General features: G+C 67.7%; 17 protein-coding genes. 2 read left to right on the top strand and 15 right to left on the bottom strand.

The window, feature by feature from the left end; translation table 11 throughout:
- Positions 1-81: 81 nt before the first annotated feature.
- The 8 genes from ElP_RS20355 to ElP_RS20320 form a co-directional block, all read right to left on the bottom strand.
- Positions 82-1,425 (bottom strand): glycosyltransferase family 4 protein, encoded by a 1,344-nt coding sequence (locus ElP_RS20355; RefSeq protein ID WP_197446214.1) that lies wholly within the window; start codon positions 1,423-1,425, stop codon positions 82-84.
- 368 nt (positions 1,426-1,793) lie between these two features.
- Positions 1,794-2,873, bottom strand: coding sequence for a glycosyltransferase family 2 protein (locus tag ElP_RS20350; protein ID WP_197446213.1), 1,080 nt, complete (start codon positions 2,871-2,873; stop codon positions 1,794-1,796).
- A 32-nt stretch (positions 2,874-2,905) separates the two neighbouring features.
- Complete coding sequence (locus tag ElP_RS20345) at positions 2,906-3,724, bottom strand: motility associated factor glycosyltransferase family protein (protein WP_145272386.1); 819 nt, start codon at positions 3,722-3,724, stop codon at positions 2,906-2,908.
- Between the two features lie 72 nt (positions 3,725-3,796).
- Complete coding sequence (locus tag ElP_RS20340; RefSeq protein ID WP_145272384.1) at positions 3,797-4,768, bottom strand: phosphoglycerate dehydrogenase; 972 nt, start codon at positions 4,766-4,768, stop codon at positions 3,797-3,799.
- A 166-nt stretch (positions 4,769-4,934) separates the two neighbouring features.
- Entirely contained in the window at positions 4,935-5,984 is a 1,050-nt protein-coding gene (locus tag ElP_RS20335; protein ID WP_145272382.1) for a sulfotransferase family protein, read from the bottom strand.
- A gap of 61 nt (positions 5,985-6,045) precedes the next feature.
- Positions 6,046-6,738 carry an acylneuraminate cytidylyltransferase family protein gene (locus ElP_RS20330; RefSeq protein ID WP_145272380.1) on the bottom strand — a complete coding sequence of 231 codons (693 nt, stop codon included), beginning with the start codon at positions 6,736-6,738 and terminating at the stop codon, positions 6,046-6,048.
- A gap of 239 nt (positions 6,739-6,977) precedes the next feature.
- Complete coding sequence (locus tag ElP_RS20325) at positions 6,978-8,042, bottom strand: HTTM domain-containing protein (protein ID WP_145272378.1); 1,065 nt, start codon at positions 8,040-8,042, stop codon at positions 6,978-6,980.
- Positions 8,039-8,641: a hypothetical protein gene (locus tag ElP_RS20320; protein ID WP_145272376.1), complete on the bottom strand. Its 603-nt coding sequence runs from the start codon at positions 8,639-8,641 to the stop codon at positions 8,039-8,041. The genes ElP_RS20325 and ElP_RS20320 overlap by 4 nt, the downstream gene beginning before the upstream one ends.
- Before the next feature lie 417 nt (positions 8,642-9,058).
- Here ElP_RS20320 and ElP_RS20315 point away from each other — a divergent pair, with 417 nt between their 5' ends.
- Positions 9,059-9,661 carry a D-sedoheptulose-7-phosphate isomerase gene (locus ElP_RS20315; RefSeq protein WP_145272375.1) on the top strand — a complete coding sequence of 201 codons (603 nt, stop codon included), beginning with the start codon at positions 9,059-9,061 and terminating at the stop codon, positions 9,659-9,661.
- Between the two features lie 632 nt (positions 9,662-10,293).
- On the top strand, positions 10,294-11,709 hold the full coding sequence (locus tag ElP_RS20310) for a LamG domain-containing protein (protein WP_145272373.1): 1,416 nt from the start codon (positions 10,294-10,296) through the stop codon (positions 11,707-11,709).
- Positions 11,710-11,846: 137 nt separating this feature from the next.
- On the opposite strand, the gene ElP_RS20305 is transcribed toward ElP_RS20310, so the two are convergent.
- The 7 genes from ElP_RS20305 to ElP_RS20275 form a co-directional block, all read right to left on the bottom strand.
- Positions 11,847-13,088, bottom strand: coding sequence for a glycosyltransferase family 4 protein (locus ElP_RS20305; protein WP_197446212.1), 1,242 nt, complete (start codon positions 13,086-13,088; stop codon positions 11,847-11,849).
- 100 nt (positions 13,089-13,188) lie between these two features.
- A complete protein-coding gene (locus tag ElP_RS20300) occupies positions 13,189-13,779 on the bottom strand; it encodes a class I SAM-dependent methyltransferase (protein ID WP_231749195.1) in 591 nt (196 codons plus the stop codon).
- 289 nt (positions 13,780-14,068) lie between these two features.
- Positions 14,069-14,416, bottom strand: coding sequence for a hypothetical protein (locus ElP_RS39840; RefSeq protein WP_145272368.1), 348 nt, complete (start codon positions 14,414-14,416; stop codon positions 14,069-14,071).
- Positions 14,417-14,888: 472 nt separating this feature from the next.
- A complete protein-coding gene (locus ElP_RS20290; RefSeq protein ID WP_145272366.1) occupies positions 14,889-16,067 on the bottom strand; it encodes an ABC transporter ATP-binding protein in 1,179 nt (392 codons plus the stop codon).
- Positions 16,068-16,090: 23 nt separating this feature from the next.
- On the bottom strand, positions 16,091-17,029 hold the full coding sequence (locus ElP_RS20285) for an ABC transporter permease (RefSeq protein WP_145272364.1): 939 nt from the start codon (positions 17,027-17,029) through the stop codon (positions 16,091-16,093).
- 177 nt (positions 17,030-17,206) lie between these two features.
- Positions 17,207-18,124, bottom strand: coding sequence for a fumarylacetoacetate hydrolase family protein (locus ElP_RS20280; protein WP_145272362.1), 918 nt, complete (start codon positions 18,122-18,124; stop codon positions 17,207-17,209).
- On the bottom strand, positions 18,121-19,209 hold the full coding sequence (locus tag ElP_RS20275; RefSeq protein ID WP_197446210.1) for a Gfo/Idh/MocA family protein: 1,089 nt from the start codon (positions 19,207-19,209) through the stop codon (positions 18,121-18,123). Before ElP_RS20275 ends, ElP_RS20280 begins: the two co-directional genes overlap by 4 nt.
- Positions 19,210-19,231 lie beyond the last annotated feature (22 nt).

The following is a 19,231-nucleotide window of genomic DNA, read 5'->3' as shown; positions in this document are numbered from 1 at the left end:
CGACGGATGGCCCGGCCGAGGGCCGCCGTGGGTCTGCAGGCCATCTCAGCGGCTCGGGACAACCCCTTGAGCGGCGCAGCGTCACCGGCCCGGACCGCCCTGCGGAGCCGTGCGGCTCCGGCTCGACGGCTCCGCCCCATCAGTTCGCGGATCCGAAAGACGCTGACCTGGACAGGCAAATGACATGCTCTCCTCGGTTCGCCGGAAGCGACGGATGATCTCGACGACCCGAGGGCCGACGTCGTCGAGGTTGTGCCGGGCGATGGCCTTGCGCCGACCGGCCTCGCCGAGTCGGGTGCGGAGGTCGCCGGAATCGAGCAAGTCGACGACGCGATCGGCCATCGCTCCGATGTCCAGATACGGAACGACGAACCCGCAGTCATCCTCCACGAACTCCGGGGCGCCGCCCGACCCGGCGAAGCAGAGGATCGGCTTTCCCAGAGAGGCGGATTCGAGGACTACCAGGGGATACGGATCTTCCCTGGAGGTTAGCACGAAGACGTCGAACAGGTCCATGTAATCGAGCGGATTCGGGCGGGAGCCGAGAAGGTGGAATCGGTCGCCGATCCCCGCTTGGGCCGCGTCGTGGCGGAGGCGGAACGCCTCCAAGCTGTCGGGCGAGGCGCCGAGCCACAGGAAGTGTATCGGGCGACTCGGATCGCGCCGATGAACCTCGCGGGCGACCAAGAGGAACAGTTCCGGGGCCTTCCTCCAGATGAGCGAACCGGTGGCCCCGACGAACTGGGCCGAGGTATCCAGGCCGATCTCGCGGCAGATTCGAGCCCGTCGCTCGCCGGGGCTGCCGGAGAGCTCGACCTGGGCCGGTATGAACTCATGGACCAAGCTGATGTCATCCGGGGCGATGCCGTGGTTGTCCCGGAGATTCGCCCTGACCGCCTCGGCCACGGCGATGTAATGATCGGCCCTGGCCTTCAGCCGGTCGAAGTCGGCGAGGCCGATATAATCCCGGATGCAGGCCTGCAGTTCGTGGACGTGGAGGATCACCGGGGCATCGAGCTCCCCGAGGACCGCGAGGGTCGCCCACGTCGCCGCCGTGTTGACATAGATCAGCTCGGGGTCGAACGAGCGGATCGCCTGCTGCAGGCGCCGGATCCGCCACGGTTCGGCGACCTTCCGACGGGCCCGACGCACGAGGCCCCGAAGCAGCGGCACCCGTTCGACCCACCGGTGCGGAGACCAGTGGCCCCGATCCAGGACCCATGTCGGTGCCAGTTCCCGATAGCCTCCCTCGATCGGGCCGCCCTTCCCGAGCAGGACGCGGAAGTGGACGTCGCCGCCTCCCCTGAGCCATCTCAAGAGGTGGAGCAGCAGGATCGGGGCCCCGGTGCGTGAGGCCTCGTGCCCGATGAAGAGGACCCTGATGCCGCCGCCCCCCCGCGTGCCCTCACGGCCGATCAGCGACATGCCGGATCGCGGCCGGGATGGAGCATCATCTCGGGGTCTCTGGATCGTTTCCCGATCATCTTCAAGAGGCATGACACCACCCGTCTCGCCTGGAACCTTATGCCGTACGTCAGACCGCCCTCGAGATTCGATGGCCATCGCCCCTGGGACCCACCCCAACACGGCCATGGAGACGCTCGATCCGTGGGCAATCTTTGCGCCCCCCGGCGCTGAGCGCGGTGATCCCCCGGGACAAGGCGGCCGCCGTCACTGCGTCGTATCGGCCCGGCGGGCCGCCCGATGGGCGGGGAACCTCGGCGCCCGGAGGCCGAGGCGGCGGGCGCGTTCACCTCCGGGAACGGAACCGGCTCGGCGCCGCGGTGCGGCACTCAGCGGATCCCCACCGATCGCATCGCTTTTTTTACAATTGAAATTGCTTTGTAATATTTGGATCCTCTTATTGCCTCGAGTTGGGAAGAGATGGAATGCATCTCGGCCTCCAACCCCGACAACCGTGCCTGCAGGTGTCTCGCGCGATGCTCCCATAGGTCCGAGGGGGTCTCCCCCAGGGGATGGGACGCCGCGTCGCGCCCATCGGGGATCCCCTCGGGTCGACGCTCTGCGTAGAGGTCCATGGCCCGGGAGAGCGAGTCGCGCAGCTCCGATTCGGCGAGGCCCCTCAGGTGGGGGTCCTCGGCGTGGACCAGGATGACGAGCAGGCATTCGATCAGCGAATAAATCTTCTTGAGTGGATCGGCGAGCAGGCTTGAGGTCGACGATGCCCCGTGGACCCGATACCGGGTCAGCGGGTCGGGGAGGAAGAGGAACGGGCCGCGGCCCGACAGGAGGGCCCACTGGGAGAAGTCCTCGAACTGGAAGAGTTGCCTCGTCGCCGCCGCGGTGGCGCGAAGCGCCGGGGCGTGGACCAGCGTGCTCGAGTTGCAGACGGGATTGCTCCGCAGGGCATGGGGACGATCGAGGAAGCGATACTCGGTCACCTCGCTTGAGAGCCCATTGACGAAGGCGACCACTTGCTTCGAGTAGGTCTCGAGCTGCGACGCGAGCTCCTGGTCTGTCGGGAGGTCGACGACGGTGCGGATCCCGGTGTGACACAGCACGCAGTCGGGGTGGGATTCCATCAAGGCGATCTGGCGCCCAAGCTTCGTCGGCTCGAACGCGTCATCGGCGTCGAGAAAGGCGACAAACTCTCCCGATGCCTCCGCGATCCCCAGCTTCCTGGACCGGCTGACACCGAGGTTGACGCCTCCAGGATGCCGGAGCAGCCGGATCCGTCCGTCATGTCGCGCATGGCGATCGACGACCTCGGCGGAGAGGTCGCTCGATCCGTCGTCGACCACGAGCAACTCGAAGGCCGAGAAGTCCTGCGCGAGCACGGACTCGATGCACGTCCCGATGTAACGCTGGGCGTTATACATCGGGACGACGACACTCACCTTGCAGGAATTCATCGGCAGCGATGTCCTATCCACCAACGATGGCCTCATGGCCCGGGGAATTGGGCGTCGAAAGACACCTTCGGGAAGACCTCGAGCTTGGTGGACCGCGAGGCATTGGAGACCTCGCCGCCGTGTCGCTCGAAGGCCTCCCTTGCGCAGGAGAACGCCTCCCGCTGCTTGTCGAGCCTGGGCATCGTCCAGGTCTCACCCGGCTTGCGATAGTCGCGGTGGAAGTGGTTGACCTCGCCCTCCGACTTGAGCACCTCGCCGTGGACGCTCATCTGGCCGGTGCCGGCGGGGACCGAGAAGTTGAAGTCCATGCCGATCAGGTAGACTTCCCGGATGCCCAGGTGGAAGGCGAGCTGGAGCTGGTAGTAGACCACCGAGAAGCCGCCGTAGACGCACTCGGCGCAGTCCTCGGAGAACCGCTGCTCGGGCGCGTTCCGCTCCCGGAGCCAGAGGATGTCATCGCGATCTGGGAAGACGCCCCGGACCGAGCTCCCGAAGATCTTGGTCAGGCGAAGGTCGTTGATCTCCTCGCGGTTATTCTGGGCGACGAGGATGTCGCTGACCGAGTAGTACGTCGGCCGCCACGAGGTCTCGGGGAAGGCCAGGAAGATCTTGTTCGAGGCGAAGGTGACCTCGCCAGCGAGGCGGTCGAGATCCTCGACCCGGAGGCTCGGCCCGTTGCCGAGGATGACGCCCCGGCGGCCCTGGTGGCGGTTCCGGAGCGCCATGAGCTTGCGGGTGTTGGCCCCCTCGGGCGAGGAGTAGGTCTTCAGCCACCGATAAGGACGCTTCAGGAGGCGGACGCCCGGGAGCTCGCGTAGCCGTCGACTCGAGGGACTGGTCAAGGTGTTCATGCAGCGTCGATCTCGGCTCGATTCGATTCGGTTCGGTTTCGAGGGATGGCCCGGCGGGGTGGTCACGCCCGATCAGGGGCCGGCGGAGGCCAGCCCCTGCAGCAGGTTCGCGATGGAGTTCCGGTTGACGTGGTCGTTGGCCGACTTGAGGTTGTTCGCGTTGTGGCTGCCAAGCACGACGTTCTCGAGCCGGGCGAGCGGGCTGTCGACCGGCAGTGGCTCGGTTTCGAAGACGTCCAGCGCCGCGCCGGCGAGCCGGCCGGCGAGTAGCGCCTCGACCAGGGCCGCCTCGTCGACGAGCGGGCCCCGGGCCACGTTGATCAGGTACGACGACGGCTTCATCCGCGCGAGCGTCGCCGCGTCGATCAGGTGATGGTTCTCGGGGGTCAGGTTGCAGGCCAGGCAGTGGGAATCGGCCTGCTCGACGACGCGGTCCAGGCCGGCGAACGTGACCCCGGCGGGCGCGAGGGGGGACAGGTCGGCGGCCTTCACGTCGGAGGCCAGGACGGTCATGTCGAAGGCCAGGGCCCGGCGGGCGATGGCCTGGCCGATGGAGCCGAAGCCGACCAGGCCCAGGGTCTTCCCGGCCAGCCCCTCGCCCTCCGGCTTGGGCCACTCGCCGCGCCGGATGGCCCGGTCGACCTGCCCGACGTGCCGGGAAAGCATGAGCATGTAGGCCAGGGCGACCTCGGCCACCGCGACCCCGAAGGCCCCCGGCGAGTTGAAGACCCGGATCCCCAGGCGTCGGGCCGCCTCCAGGTCGATCGAGTCGAGCCCGACGCCCCACTTGCTGATGACCCGGAGCCGGGGCTGCGACACCTCGAGCACGCGGGCCGTCAGCCGGTCGTCGCCGGCAATCATCCCATCGAACCCGCCCAGGATCGGCAGCAATTCCTCCTCGGTGAGGAACTGCCGGACCGGGTACATCTCCAGCTCGACCCCGGCCTCCTCCAGCTCCCCGGCGAACAGGTGGGCGTCGCGCTGCATGATCAGGTTCGTGACGAGGACGCGATGGCTCTTCGGGGGCGGGCCGGGATCACGCATGGGGGCGAGGTTCTCGATTGGTAACGACACGATTCACTGCGGCATGGGGATGGGACGAGACGTAGGGGGCCCCCCCGAGAGCCTGAAGGGAGGGCCGGGGGCTACCGGGCGGGATCGGAAGCGGGCCGGATAGAGCCGACCACGATCCCCCGGCGGGATGTGACCGTCATCGGACGCGGTAGCCCAGGACTTCGAGCTCGCCGGCGAGGCAGTCCACGAACGCCTGCCTGGCATCGGGATCGAGTTCGGAACGCCACCTCTCAACCGAATCGCTCGAACTTTGACTTGTCATGTGAATTTTCTTGATCTGATTGGACGAGCTGATTTCGGAGGGATCGAGCTCCACCCCCAGCCAGTCGCCGAGCCTCTGGGCCTCGGTCGCCGGGTCGGCCATCAGGTTCTCGTAGCGGATCACGTAATCGAACGGATTGGGGGGAGCGTTGAGGACCTCAATGATCGTTTGGAGTCGCTTCTTCCAGTCGGGAGACCGTCGGACGACATAGGCGGCGACCGATTCCCCCTCGACCGGCCCCATATCGTTCACCCCCCTCTTGCGATTGAAGGCGATCATGGAGACAACGACGTCCCGAGGGTCGCGAAGGGTGTGGAGCGCACGAGCCCCAAACAGCCGTCGGGCCGTCACGAACGCCGTGGGGCTCTCCAATTTCTCGGCGTAGTAAAGGACCGGGAGATCCGAATCGGTCAGCCTCCGCATGTTCTCGGTAACAAGCTGAGAGTATTCCTTCCACGAGGCCCGGAGGACTCGGGCCCAGAGCGGCTCAGAAGAGCCTTCCGTCCGCAGCAGTTGAGAGTCGGTGCCCGGGAAGGGGCGGATCCATTTGAGATTCAAATCACGGCCGATGATCGATGAGTTCCACGAATTCGTGGGATGCTGGACCCACTTCAGGGCCCGGGCCCAGTGGCACAGGTAGCCCAGGTGACGGGTCTCGAAGGGATATCGCCGCTCGAAGGCGATCTGGGGCGAGGTGCCGAGGAGCTGCATGACGACGGTCGAGCCGGTCCGGGCGGAAAGCCCGGGGATCAGGATAGGCTGCAGTGCCGGCGGCTCCGGAGCATGCATGGAACCGGGATCGGGCTCGGCGAACTCACCCTCGGCGATCTCGACATAGTGCTCCTCGGCGCCGACCGGCGCGGGGTGGCGGCGAAGGCCGAGCGCACGGAACGGCCACTTGAGTATCTTCGAATAGGTTCCCATCACTCTGGATTTCCTTGGGTGCCGCCCACAGTCTTATCCTCTCGGCGAGGTCCCGTCGCCTTCATGTGAGGCCCCCGGATCGGGCATCGGCCCCTTCGACGAGCGGCAGCAGGGCCTCGGCCAGCCTCAGGTCGTCCTCGGTCTTGATTACGTGGCCGGAGACGTGATCGACGGGATAATACCCCACCTTGCCGGCGTAGGTGGCGCAGCGGGCCGCGTCGACTGCAGCAAGGTACGTCGATCGTCGCCAGCCGGTGACGCTCCAGGTAATCCGCTGGATCGGCCGGAGGTCCTGCGAGTTGGTCTTCTCGTCGTAGGTGAAATTCACCGGGCGGCCGTCCAGGGCGCACTCGATCTGCTCGGGGATGTAGCTGAGTACCACGTCGTACTCGGAATCGACCATGTACCGCACGAAGGCGGCGACCTCGGCGGCCGTCAGCAGCGGCGCGATGCTGTGGACCTGGAACAGCTGGTCGCAGGGATGGGTCCGGAGGAACTCGTCGATGTACTGCTCGCTGGTCGCCGCGTGGGAGCCCAGGTCCTGAGGTCGGCGGTGGAAGGCGACCCCCTCGGACTCGGCGATCGGGCCGAAGTCGGGGTGCTCGGAGTTGACCCAGATCTCGTCGAAGACGCCGGCCTCCTTGCACTTGCGGATGGCCCGGGAGATCAGGGGCACCCCGGCCAGCTCGCGCAGGTTCTTCTGCTTGAGTCGCTGGCTGCCCATGCGGGCCGGGATCATGGCGATACGGGTCATGCGGATCTCCTGGGGCGACTCGACGGTGGGGCCGATCCAGGCCGGGGGCCCTCGCCCTCCGGACCGATCTCGATCGGGGGCCCGGCCTCGACGAGGGCGTCCCGGCCGTCGCTTCGAGCCGTCGGATCGCAGCCGATGGCCAGAGATAGTGTAGCGTCGCCGCCCCCGATTTGCACATACGGGATGGGCCGCTGCCTCGGTGGCAAGAGCGAGGGGGCGGGGGAGCGGGCCGGATCGGTTCAGGGGGCCAGGGGGCTGGAGGGTGTAGGGGAGACTCGTCGCCAGCAGGGGCGGGCAACATACCCCAGGGCGATCGCGGCGCCGAGGACGACGACCACCTGCTTGACCGGGAGCCTCGGCACGATCGGCCCGCTCGACAAGGAGACGAGGCCGCACGTGAGGCCCGCCAGGCCGAGGGCCGCAAGCGAAGCCCGGGAAGGCTGCCGGTCCCGGGCCAGGGCCGGCAGCACCTCGGACCAGGAGACGAAGGCGGCGTAGGCGATCACGTTGTCGGCGAAGGGGATGTTGAAGAGCAGCACGTTGCCCAGGTGGAAGGCCGCCGCCACCGCCAGGGCCAGGCGGAAGGCGGGCCTCCAGAGGAGGGCCGGCAGGAAGGCCAGCTCCAGCAGGACCGCCGCCCAGTCAGCCGACTCCCGGAGCCAGGCCCCGTCGACCCTCAGCGCCTCCTCTCCCAGCGGGCCGAGCTGCCCCTTCACATAGTACTGGGTCAGGAAGGAGAAGGTCGCATGCGAGGACGGGTCGAGCCAGCCGGTCGAGAGCTTCGCCCAGCCGGCGGTGGCCATCGCCACGCCGATGAGCATCGCCAGCAGGGCCAGGCACCAGGGGCGGGCCGGGTCGACCGGCGACGGCCGGGGGTCCAGCCTCCTGGCGTCGATCGACCACCAGTTCCCCCAGCCCGAGGCGGCCAGGGCCAGCGGGGTGACGCCGAGCAGGATGTCGTGGTCGATCTTCACCGAGGCGAAATTCCAGCAGCTCAGCGCGATGAAACAGAGGCCCGAGGCCGCCGAGGCGATCGGCGTCCGATAGCCGACGAGCAGGGCCACCAGGCTCGCCAGCATCAGGCCGTTAAGCCCGACGATGACCCAGGCCGGCGGCCAAGTCGACAGCAGGGCGATCGGCCCGGGGGGCGGTGAGTAGAACGCCTCCGGCGCCCGGGTCACCCACATGGCCCGGGGGAAGGCGACCAGCAGCATGTAGCCGGCATACAGCACCCGGACGAAGGCCAGGTCGGCCACGCGGGCCGGGTACTCGCCGAAGATCCATCGGTCGATCCGACTGCTCATCGGGCGTCTCCCGGCCGCAGGTCGAAGGCCCGGACCCCGCCCGGCTCGGAGTCCCGGCGGATCTCGCCGTCGACCAGGCGGATCGTCAACTCGCTGCGGCGGATCTCCACCCAATCGACGGCCCGGCGCGGCGCCAGCTCCTCGGCCCGGCCGGTAAGCCAGCGCCGCAACGACTCGAGATTCCCGGCCGTCCAGCGCCGGCGGATGCCGACCCGGAGCCCCGGCAGCAGCCGGTAGCGCAGCCCGCCGATCAGCTCGGACTCCGGCTGGGGCAGCGTCCGACCCTCGGGCAGCGGCGAGAAGAACGGCCCGGCGAACATCCCCGGCACCGGGGCGTGGATCGGCCGCATCAGCTCCTCGAACGGCACGGTCCGGACCACCTCGCCGTCGGCGATCAGGTCGACGTCGTAGGTCGACGACTTGACCCCGGCGTCGGTGTAACCCCCGGTCCCGTGGAAGCTCGGCATGAAGATGCCGGGGTAGGGCTCCTCCCCCAGCGCGAAGTAGACCGCCCCCTGGGCGATCAGGCCAAGGACGACGACGCCGAACAGGGCGCGGACCGCCCGACGCTCTCGGGGACCGACTTCCGGGTCGTTCATCGCCCGGCTCCTCGGCTCGGTTGCTCGGCTCGGGTCACTACAATCAGCAGGAACGTAGCACACGCCGGACGAGCCGGTCAACCGACCCGGGGAGCCGAGTACGCCAACGGATTCCGGCAATGGGGAGGGGATCTCTCGCAGAGTCGCGGAGTCGCAAAGAACTGAAGAGGAAGAGACGAGGGGGCGACCAGGAGATCATGGAGCAGGGCCGAGGTGGGGCGCAGGCCAGCCAATCGATCCGGCTCCACGCTTCTGCATTCTTCTCTGTGACTCTGCGGCTCTGCGTAAGGTCCCCCGTCCCGCCGCCGCGATTGGCGCCCCGGCCCGCGTGAATTATGGTAGAAACATCCGATGGGTCCCCGACGCCTCGAAGAGCCGGGCCGCCATCCCCAACCACCTCGAAGTGGAACGCCCGCCATGCTCGCTGCCACCCTCGGCGTCCGGGACTACCTCGACCGCGTCTGCGAGGAGATCCGGCGGATCGACGTCGCCCAGCTGGAGAACCTTGCCGCCCTGATCGAGGCCGCCTACCGCGACGGCCGTACCGTCTTCGTCATCGGCAACGGCGGCTCGGCGGCCAACGCCTCGCACCTCTGCGAGGATCTCAACAAGGGCATCCTGCGCGACTTCGAGTCGCAGCGTCGCCTGCGGGTGCTCAGCCTGACCGACAACACCGCCGGGATCATGGCATGGGCCAACGACGAGGGGTACGACCGCGTCTTCATCGAGCAGTTGAAGACCTACGGAGCGCCCGGCGACCTGCTGCTGGCGATCTCCGGCTCGGGCAACAGCCCCAACGTCCTGCGGGCGGTGGAGTGGGCCAACGACACCGGCATGACCACCCTGGGCATCACCGGCTACTCCGGCGGCACGCTGCGGCAGCTGGCCCAGCACAGCCTGCACTGCCCGTTGGACGACATGGGCACGGTCGAGTCGCTGCACATGGTCGCATTCCACTGGCTCATCGGCGATCTCTACCGCCGCATCTCCGGCCCCGTCGCCGAGGGACAGGGGGCCTGACCCCGAATCGCCCGGGGCGAGGATCGTCGGGAGGGCCGTCCCCGGCCTCGGCTCGAAGCGACCCGGCATGACCCGGCCTCCGCCCCCGGACGGATCGGGGCAAAGTTCGACGAGTACCGGGGACGTATCGCGTTCGACCGGGCAAGCCGCCCGGCTCGCCCGGCTCCGGATTGTCCCGAACGCCCGTCCGTGCCCCGCCCGGGGAGAGGCCGCTCAGGGGCGGCTCCCCCGAACCCTCCCTCCCCTCGCCAGTCGGGCCGGACCACTTCGGAGGTCCCGTCACCGGATCCGATCGGTCCCTCCAGGTGGCTCGGGCAGCTCTCCGAGGCGGGGCGTACCCCCCCCGACCGGCCCCCACCTCGCGATCCTCGACCGAGCCGCCCGCCGGGCGGCAGCCCACGGAGCAATCCTGGGGAGTCGCGGCCGATCCGACATTTTGTGACTAAAGGTCGCCGTTGCCACGATAGTAAGGTTAATCGGGAGCGACGAGGGGGCGAGCGTGGCCGGCAACGGAGCCGGATTGATCACGACGCCGCGAGGCAGGAGGCAGTGCTGCGCCGTTCTGCGCCAGCGGCCCGACCCGGTCTCCAAGCCGGCCCCAGGCCACCCGCCCGAACCGAGGATAATTGACCATGAGACAGCGACGCCCCGCCTACATCTTCCGGCCAATCCGGCCCGTAAACCGGTTCACTCGGGCCGACGCCCCCGACCGCCTGCTCTGGCTCGATGCGACGACCGGAGTCAAGGCCCGGGGCGCGGCCCAGTTCGCCCTGAGCAGCGGCCAGTTCCTCCAGATCCAGGCGCCCGACGCCGGGCTCCGGGTCGGTACCGGCGACTTCCTTTGCGCCTGCTGGGTCCGCCACGACTCGTTCGCCGGCGCAAATCCGCACTACTTCCGGAAGTACAGCGCGATCTCGTCCGCGAAGATCGATTACCACATCTTCTTCAACTCCTCGACGAATCGGTTCCGCTTCCGCCTGGACAACAACGCGGGAGGCTTCCAGGTCGTCGACGCGAACACCTTTGGCGCACCGTCGACCGGCGTCTGGTACTTCGTCGCGGCCTACTACGACAAGTCAGCAAATGCCGTGGGCATTTCGGTCAACGGCGCGACGCCCAACACCGCCACCTTCTCGGGTACGCCGCTGGACGACACGAATCGGTTCGTCGTCGGCGCGGCCTACAACGGGACGACCCACGACGGCTTCCACAACGGGGCGATCGACCAGCTTGTCGTCTGCAAGGGGACGGACCTGGACATCCCGGCCCTGATCGCCGACCTCTACAACGGCGGCTCCGGCCGGTCGGCGGTCGAGGCGCCCGCCTCCGCGACCGCCTTCTACGAACTGGACGAGCGGTCGGGCACGCGGTTCGACTCGATCGGCGGCAACCATCTGGCCGACACGACGACCGCCACCTCGGTCGACGGCATCATCGAGGGCCCGGCCGACGACCTCGACCCGGCCCGGGTCTGGGACAACCGCGTTGCCGTCGTCCGGTTCGAGGAGGCGTCGGCCGCGAGGCGTCCCACCTACACCTCGACCGGCTACCTCGACTTCGACGGCGTGGATGACCGTCTGGGCCACCCGGCCGTGATCGTCGGGAACCGCCAGGCGTTCACGCTCCTGGCCAGGATCCGGCTCGACACGCTGCCGACGACCCTCCCCGCGGTCGTCTACACCGAGTCCGACGGCACCGGTGGCGTGGCGAATCGGCTGGCCATCGCCCCTGGCGGCAACGTGGTCGCCTCGTATCGCCCGGTCGGCGGCACGCTCGCCTCGGCCTCGTCTGCCGGCTCGCTGGTCGCCGGGACCGACGCCGTGGTGGCGGTCCGCCGGGACGGGACGGCGCTGCAGGTCTTCATCAACGGGCAACCCTCCGGGCTTCCGGCGACGATTGGCGCAGGCACCGACCTGACCGGGGCGACGGCGAGGGTCGGCGGGCCGGTCGAGTCGGGCGGCTTCGCTCACCTCGACGGCCGGATTTACGACGTGTTCGCGGTCGGTCGGGCATTGTCCGACACCCAGATCGCCAGCCTGTCGTCGTAAACGCGGAGCAGCGAATGGCCCGGACCCCAGGGCGGCGGGCATCTTGTCCGCTTTGGTCGGACGGACGAAGGAACCGACATGGCCACTCACTCGGAATCGTTCGGATCGCTTGCCCGGGGGTCGGGTTCGTCACCGGCTCATCCCGAGCCCTGCCCGGCCGGACGATGCCAGGTGGATCTGAGGCCGGTCTTGAACCTTCGGACCAGGCCGCGCAAGGCGGGGCGAGCGGGCCTCGGCCTCCGGCGCCACGACCTGACCGCCGCCCTCGGGGCCGACCGCACCGCAGGGGGTCCCGGGAGGTCGACGACCTCTCGCACGATCGAGTCGATGCGGGAGGCGAGGGCTTCGAGGCGAGCGACGTGGGCGATCCGCTCTCGCAGAGCTTCACAACGCTGGGCGGGCCAGGCAAACGCTTCCGCCAGTGCTCCAGGCAGGGCGTCGTGGGCGCCCGGTGGCACATAGACCAGCGCGTCGCCGCTGACCTCCCGCAAAACCGGCAGATCGTAAGAGACGCAGGGCACCCCGCAATACTGGGCCTCGACCGGCGGATAGCCGAAGCCCTCGAAGTAGGACAGGAAGAGCATGGCCCTCGACTGCTTGATGCGCCGGAACTTCTCGGCGTCGTTCAGGCCCCAGGCCAGTTCGATACGAGCCCCGATGGCCTCTGCCCGGATTTTCAGGGGGCCCATGATTGCTTCATCGACATCACCCCGACCGACCACGAGCAGGAAGGTCATGCCCCGCATCTCCGGCCCCAGGGCATGGACAAGCTCGCCCGCCCCCTTGTGCGAGTCCCCGCGGACAAATCGCGTCAGGCAGATGACCTGATCTCGCTTCGGTATGTCCCCCACCGCGTCGGCCACGGTGGAGTTGATGGCCGGATAACAGTGCCGAAAGAGGGCGGTACGGGCCGCGTCGACGTAGTAGGCGCGAGCGAACTCGTTGCCGATGGCGGTTAAGGAGAGGATCAGGTCGGCCCAGCAACCGACCTCGACGGCCGGGTCCCATAACGCCGGGTCACGCGGCTCCGGGGAATGGGCGTTGAACCAGTTCGGCGACTCAAAATTCAGCAGGGCCACCCTCGAGGCATCTCGCCGCGCCAGCAGGAGGGCCCCGTGGCTTACGAGCCGGTCCCCATACAGATCCGGCACGACCACGACAAGGTCGAAGGGCCCGACGGGGGGGTTGCCGAAGTCGGGAGTCAGGGAGAGTCGAATCGAGCCGAGTCGGTGCTGGCCGGCGAAGTCGTCGGCAAAGGCCGGGCGTGCGTTGGTCCAGAAAGTGACCTCGTGACCGGCCGCCGCCAGGACCTCGCCCATGACCCACGCATGGTAGCGGCCCCCAGAGTAGCCTTCCTTCGGCAATCGCGTGCAGATCACGATGCGAAGGTCCCGGGTGATACGCTCCGGTGAGTTCATGTCTGATGGCCCGGGAGTGGCTCTATGGGCTCCGCCATCGATCCGCAGGAGGGGCCCGCGCTCATCGGCCGTCCCGCCGGGAGACCGCGACCATGGTGATCTGGAGGTTATCGATGATGTCCTCGATCATCGGGAAGAATCGGATCTCGAAGCGGTCGTCCTGGAGCAATTCGTCGACCAAGGGCTTCGCCCCGCGGCCCGCCTCGTTCGGGTAATAGTCGTCGAAGACGACGAGGCCGTCCGGGGCGAGCAGCTTCTCGGAATAGGTCCAGTCGTTGCGGATCGTCTCGAGGCTGTGGCCGCCGTCGATGTAGATGAAGTCGAACTCGGGGCCGTTGGCTTCCGCGAACTCGGGCAAGGTCCGTTCGGTAGGCCCGGCCATCAGTTCGACCGTCGGGCTGTCGCCATGCCGGGCCCCCAGCAGGCGGGGCTCAACCTCCTCGAGCCGGCTCATATTGCAAAAGCCCATCTTCTCCTGCTGGGCGATGTCCTCCGAGAGGTCATCGAAGAGGTCGAACCCGACGTAACGCTTGAGCTTGACCCCCTTCTTGAGGAACTGAACCGAGCGATCCCCCCGCCAGACGCCGATCTCAATCATCCGGCGCGGCGCCCGCTTCGAGAACAGTTCGATCAGGTGGGCGTACCGACTCATCGGAGGGGAGGCGGTCGGGGCGGGAGGCCTGGACTCACGTGAAGTCTTCCGGACCTCGTAGCCCATCCGGGCGAACATGGATCGTGCGAGTTTCTTCATGATTCGAGGGAGCTCGGTAGGAGAGGGAGGGGAGGCCGACCGGCCAATCAATGGAGCCGGGACTCAAGAACGTCTTCTGGCGATCGCAACGGATAGCCCAACGTCGTCATATAGGGGCTGTAGATTTCCCAGAAGCGTTCCTCGACTCTCGGGGAGAACCTCATGCGCCAGGATCCGCGCTGTCCGCGGTTCATTGTCCTAGTCCCCCCCCCCACAGGCTCGCTGCGACCTCCTCGACCTTGGGCTCCGTGGGCGTCCCCCCGACGAACTCCGAGATCCGCGCGACCTCTCGCACTTGGGTGTCGGCGTCACCCCCGCCGCTCGGGCCGATCAGGTCCTCGAACCGGACGATGAGGGTATCGGGGTCGTCCACCCAACCGGCCCCGTAATCCAGGTGATAGGAGAAGGGCCGGAGGAAGCGGTCCCTCCCTTCGATGACCGCGAGGAGGCGATCCTCGTCCGACTCGAGGGAGGACAGGTAGTAGTACCAGTCCGGGCTGTAATCGTGCGCGCGGAGGTTGACGAGGTGGTCCGTCATGCTGCAGATGTTGTCCCTGAGGTCGCGAATGATGAATAGATGGCGAAAATTATTTTGTTTGATATATTCTTGATTTAATTCATTGCATCTCAGGTGGCTGATGCAAAATTGGCCTGGGCCGACCAAGCCGAGGGCCTTCCGGGTCTCGCAGTGTATCCGGGCCGGATTTACGATCTGGTCGCCAAGGTTGGCCGACCGAATCGGCTCCCAGAGGTGCCAGTTTCCTTTCTTCTTAAAGTCGAGGTAGCTGTTGTCGAGTACGGCAATGCTTGTGTCTTCGAATCCTAATTCGGCGACGAGCTTCCCGAGCAGGTGGGTGCCCGATTTCGGCAGGCTGTCGACGATGATCCGGGGGCGCCCCGGCGGCGCCGGCACCGACTCGATCTCGGGATCCGGGGATGGAGCGAGACTATTGGTCCGCCGGGCTATTCTCATGAGTCGATTGAGCATCGGTCCGCAAACTCCGATGGTTTCACGTGCCGAGTTCGATGATCGCCGTCGAGACGAAGTTCGACTGGACATCCAGGACGCACGGTGCGATCGCGGAGAAGAGGAGGCGTTTCTTATCTTCGTGATAGACGCCGCAGTTCAGCACGTATCTCCCGCTGGTCAGCGGGATCGGCCCCAAATTGACGCTCATCCGGTGCGAACCGGCCTCGATGCGGTAGCTGTCGGCGCGGGCGTCGGATCGATACTGTGCCACGAAATTCTCGCGGCTGTCCCGCATAATCGAGCCGACGAGGCCGACCTCGATCGGTCGCCTGCTCGTGTAATCGATGAGGAGGCTGACGGGTTCCCCGGTCCGGATCACGTCTCGGGAGAGTGCGACTCGATCGACGGTGAGGTCCGGATCGAAGACGTGGATCGCCCGCTCAGACTGTACTTCCTGCGTATTGAGTTTCTCGTAACGCTCGACGCCCTCGACGACTTCGCCTAGGTAGGCGACCTTCCCGCGGTGCATCAGGACGACGCGGTCGCCGAGGCGCTGGATCGCGTTCATGTCGTGGCTGACGATGATGACCGCCGCCCGGCTCACCACCTCGCCGATCCGTTGGTAGCACTTCGTCCGGAACGACTGGTCCCCGACGGCCAGGACCTCGTCGATGAGGAGCACGTCCGGCTGCAGGGACGAGGCCACCGAGAAGCCCAGGCGGACCTTCATGCCCGAACTGTAGGTCTGCACGGGGGCGTCGATCGAGTCGCGGACCTCGGCGAATTCGACGATCTCGTCGAGCTTGGCGTCGATCTCCCGCTTCGAGAGCCCGAGGACCGAGCCGTTGATGTAGATGTTCTCGCGCCCGGTGAGGACCGGGTTGAATCCGGCCCCCAGGGCGATCAGGGCGCCGATCCGGCCCCGCATGGTGATCTGGCCGCTGTCGGGCCGGATCAGGCCGTTGAGCAGCCTGAGCAGCGAGGTCTTGCCCGCCCCGTTACGGCCGATGAGCCCGAGGCACTCCCCCCGGCGGACCTGGAACGACACATCCTTGACGGCCCAGAACTCGTCCCGGCGCAGCGTCTCGCGGTCGCGTCGCTGGCCGACCAGCTCGCCGGTGATGTCCTTCATCCCGTACCAGAGCGCACGCTTGAGGTCGCGGCAGAAGGCCTTCGAGACGTGCTCGACCTCGATCAGGGGGGATTCGGCGGTCGCCATCGGGGGTCCTCCGGGGGTCTGGGTCACGAGCCCATCCGCTCGATCAGGAAGGGCATCGATGCCCGCAGGACGAGGACCCCGACGAGCGTCAGGATCAGCCCGAGCGCCGAGTAGGCGAGGAAGCCGGCGAGGTACGGGGTCGGGCCGATCAGCAACCAGTCCCTGGCGGCGTTCAGCGTGGGTGCCATCGGGTTCGCCCAGAGGAGCAGCCGGGCCGTCCCGGACTGCGGCGGCTGGTAGAGCACCGGGGTCAGGTACATCAGGAACGGCGCGAAGGTCGTGATCGCCCGCTGCACATCCTGGTAGAGGAGGCCGACCGGGGCGAGGACCAGGCCCAGGCCCAGCCCCAGCGCGATGAGCATCGCCGTTCCCAGGAGGAACAGCGGGGCGGTCGGCGGGACGGGGACGCGCATGACCGCCATCACCACGACCAGGAGAATGACCTGCATCACGAAGTTGAAGAGGACCTGGGCCAGGCCCGCGATCAGCAGCGACTCCCTCGGGAAGTTCAGCTTGACCAGCATCTCTCGCCCCTGGTTGATCGACGAGATGGGGGCCTCCAGGGCCTTGATGAATGACTGCCAGAGGATCGTCCCGGTCAGGACGTAGACGACGTACGGGACCCCGGCCGGCGCCTCGAAGTTCACCACCCGGAAGGATTGCAGGACGACCCAGATCAGCGTCGTCATCAAGGGGGGGAGGACGGCCCAGACGTAGCCCAGGAACGTCTGCCGGTACTGGCCCTGGAGGTTGCGGAGGAACAGCCGCCAGCCCAGCTCCCGACCCTTCACGAAGTCATCGACCAGCTCCCGGATCATGTGGGCCGGGTGTCGGATCTTGGCCTGCGCGGTGTAGACGACGACCGGCAGGGGCGACTCCGGGGCGATCGGCCCGCCGGGATCGGTTCGGGTCGCCGGCTGCTCGCCGGCGAAGGTCGGTTGCTTCGCGAGGTGGTCGATCATGCAACTCGGGGGTGGTCGGGTCGGTCGCTCAGGGGGACAGCCGGGGAGAGGCAGGCCGGAGAGACGATGTGGAGCCCATCGGTGGGTGATCGGATCGGGGAGGGAGCACTGGATCGTAGGCTGTCAACAAGTTTACTGAGGCGAGGCGGTCCCCTCAAGGAGTGTGGTGAAGGTTCGTCATCCCCGACGGTTCGACCAAGACGGGCGCTCCGGCCGGGCGACGGGGTTGTGAAGGGCCCCCAGCACGGGATGGGTGATGACGACCTCGTCGCCGGGCGCCAGGGCGAAACCGTCGGGGACTGCGGCACCGCCGCCGGTCATCAGGACGACCCCGATCGGGAACTCGGCCGACTCGAACAGCCAGCCGGAAAGATCGTCGATCCGCCTCGCCAGCCGCCGGGGGTCGATCCGTTGCTCCAGGACGCATTCGCCACCGCGGACGACCCGGCAGGAGATCGGCATCGTCGGAGCCTCGGGGACGGCGTCGGCCAGCGCCCACCAAGGCCCCAGGGCGGCCGAGCCGTCGAAGACCTTCGCCTGGGGCTGGTAGAGCGGGTTGCGGCGCTCCAGGTCCAGTGCCGTCACGTCGTTGCCCAGGGAGAAGCCTATCACCGCCCCGGTCGGGCCGAGCAGGACGGCCAGCTCGGCCTCGGGGATCGTCTGGGACGACCCGGCCCGGCATCGGATCGGCGCCCCGGGGCCCGAGGCGGCCGGTGCGGCCCCCTTGTAGAAGAGCATCGGCCGGTCGGCCTCGAAGGAGGCGGCGTAGAGCGGCCGGTCGGCCTTCATCCGGGCCAGGGACTCGTCGTCGAGCCGGTAGGTGCAGCCGGCCCCCCAGCAGTCCTGCCGATCGACCGGGGCGAGCATGTGGGGCCGGTACGGGTCGGGGGAGGTTGCCAGCTCGCCGATCGGGATCGGCCCGGACGCCTCGGCGGCAGCCCGATCGACCTCGGCCCGGAGGGCGCCGGGAGCCTCGGCACCGGAGAGCAGGTCGGCCAGGGTCCGGCCCGGCAGGGGGCGGACCGCCTCCTCGTCAATCAGGACCGCGAGGGGGCCGACGCCGGGCAGGTGCAGCCGGCCGATGCCCCGGATCATCGCGGTCTCCCGTCGGCGTAGATGTCTTCGATCAGCTGCATCGCCCGCAATGCGTCGGACGAGTTGCCCGAGGTGATGGGCCAGCCGGCGCGGATCGCCTCGGCGAAATCGGCGACCTCCAGGGCCCAGGAGTCGTCCGTGTCGTAGATGATCGTCTCCTCCCGGGGGCGGCCGAAGGCCCGGGTCGTGTCCTCGAACTGCTTGCGGGCGTAGGTCAGCGTCTCGTCGCCGTAGCTCCGGGTGCTGGAGAGGATGCCCTGGAGCCTGACGAAGCCGTCCTCCATGCAGATTTCCATCGAGAAGAGGTGCTTCCAGTGGGTCGCCGAGGAGTGGACCATGGCCACCTGGCCGTCGCCGTTGCTCAGGATGGCGAAGGCGTTATCCTCGAAAGGGATCTTCCAGTAGGCCGTGTTGACCAGGCTCTTGACCTGGTCGAAGTCGCCGCAGAAGTAGCGGCAGAGGTCGATCATGTGGATCCCCTGGTCCAGCAGGATCCCGCCGCCGGCGATGTTGCGGTCGTTGCGCCACTCGTTCTCGAACTGGATGCTTCCGCATTTGCCGTAGACGCCCCGGACCCAGAGGACCCTCCCGTACCGGCCGCTGTCGACGATCTGCTTGGCCTCGATGATCGAGTAGTGATAGCGGTGGTTGAAGCCGAATTTCAGCTTCAGCTCCGGGTTAGCGCGCTCGGCCTCGATGATCCGCCGGACGTCCTCGACCGAACGGCCCGGCGGTTTCTCGCAGAAGGCGTGCTTGCCCCGGTTCAGGGCCTCGATGACGATCGCCGGCGCCGTGTCGTTGTAGGTGCAGATGAAGACCGCATCGAGGTCCCGGTCGATCAGCTCGCGGTAGTCGGTCGAGAAGGAGACGCCGGGCCAGGCCTCGGCCCGCTTCGCGTCGACATCGCAGAGGGCGGCCAGCTCCATGTCCGGGTGCCGCTTGACGCATTCGGCCCTGCGGGCGCCGACGCGCCCCATCCCGATGATCCCGACCCGGATCGGACCGGCGAGATGCCCCTGAGTGGCGGGCATCTCGGCCGTGGCCTGGTCGGGGGCGATCTGCGTCTCTTGGACCTGGAGGTTCATCGCGGTGCGATCCTGGGTCGAA

It is taken from the genome of Tautonia plasticadhaerens (genome assembly GCF_007752535.1).
In the GTDB taxonomy this organism is placed as follows: Bacteria; Planctomycetota; Planctomycetia; order Isosphaerales; family Isosphaeraceae; genus Tautonia; species Tautonia plasticadhaerens.
The sequence above is the reverse complement of the archived record's forward strand: the minus strand, read 5'-3'. Positions and strand labels throughout refer to the sequence as shown.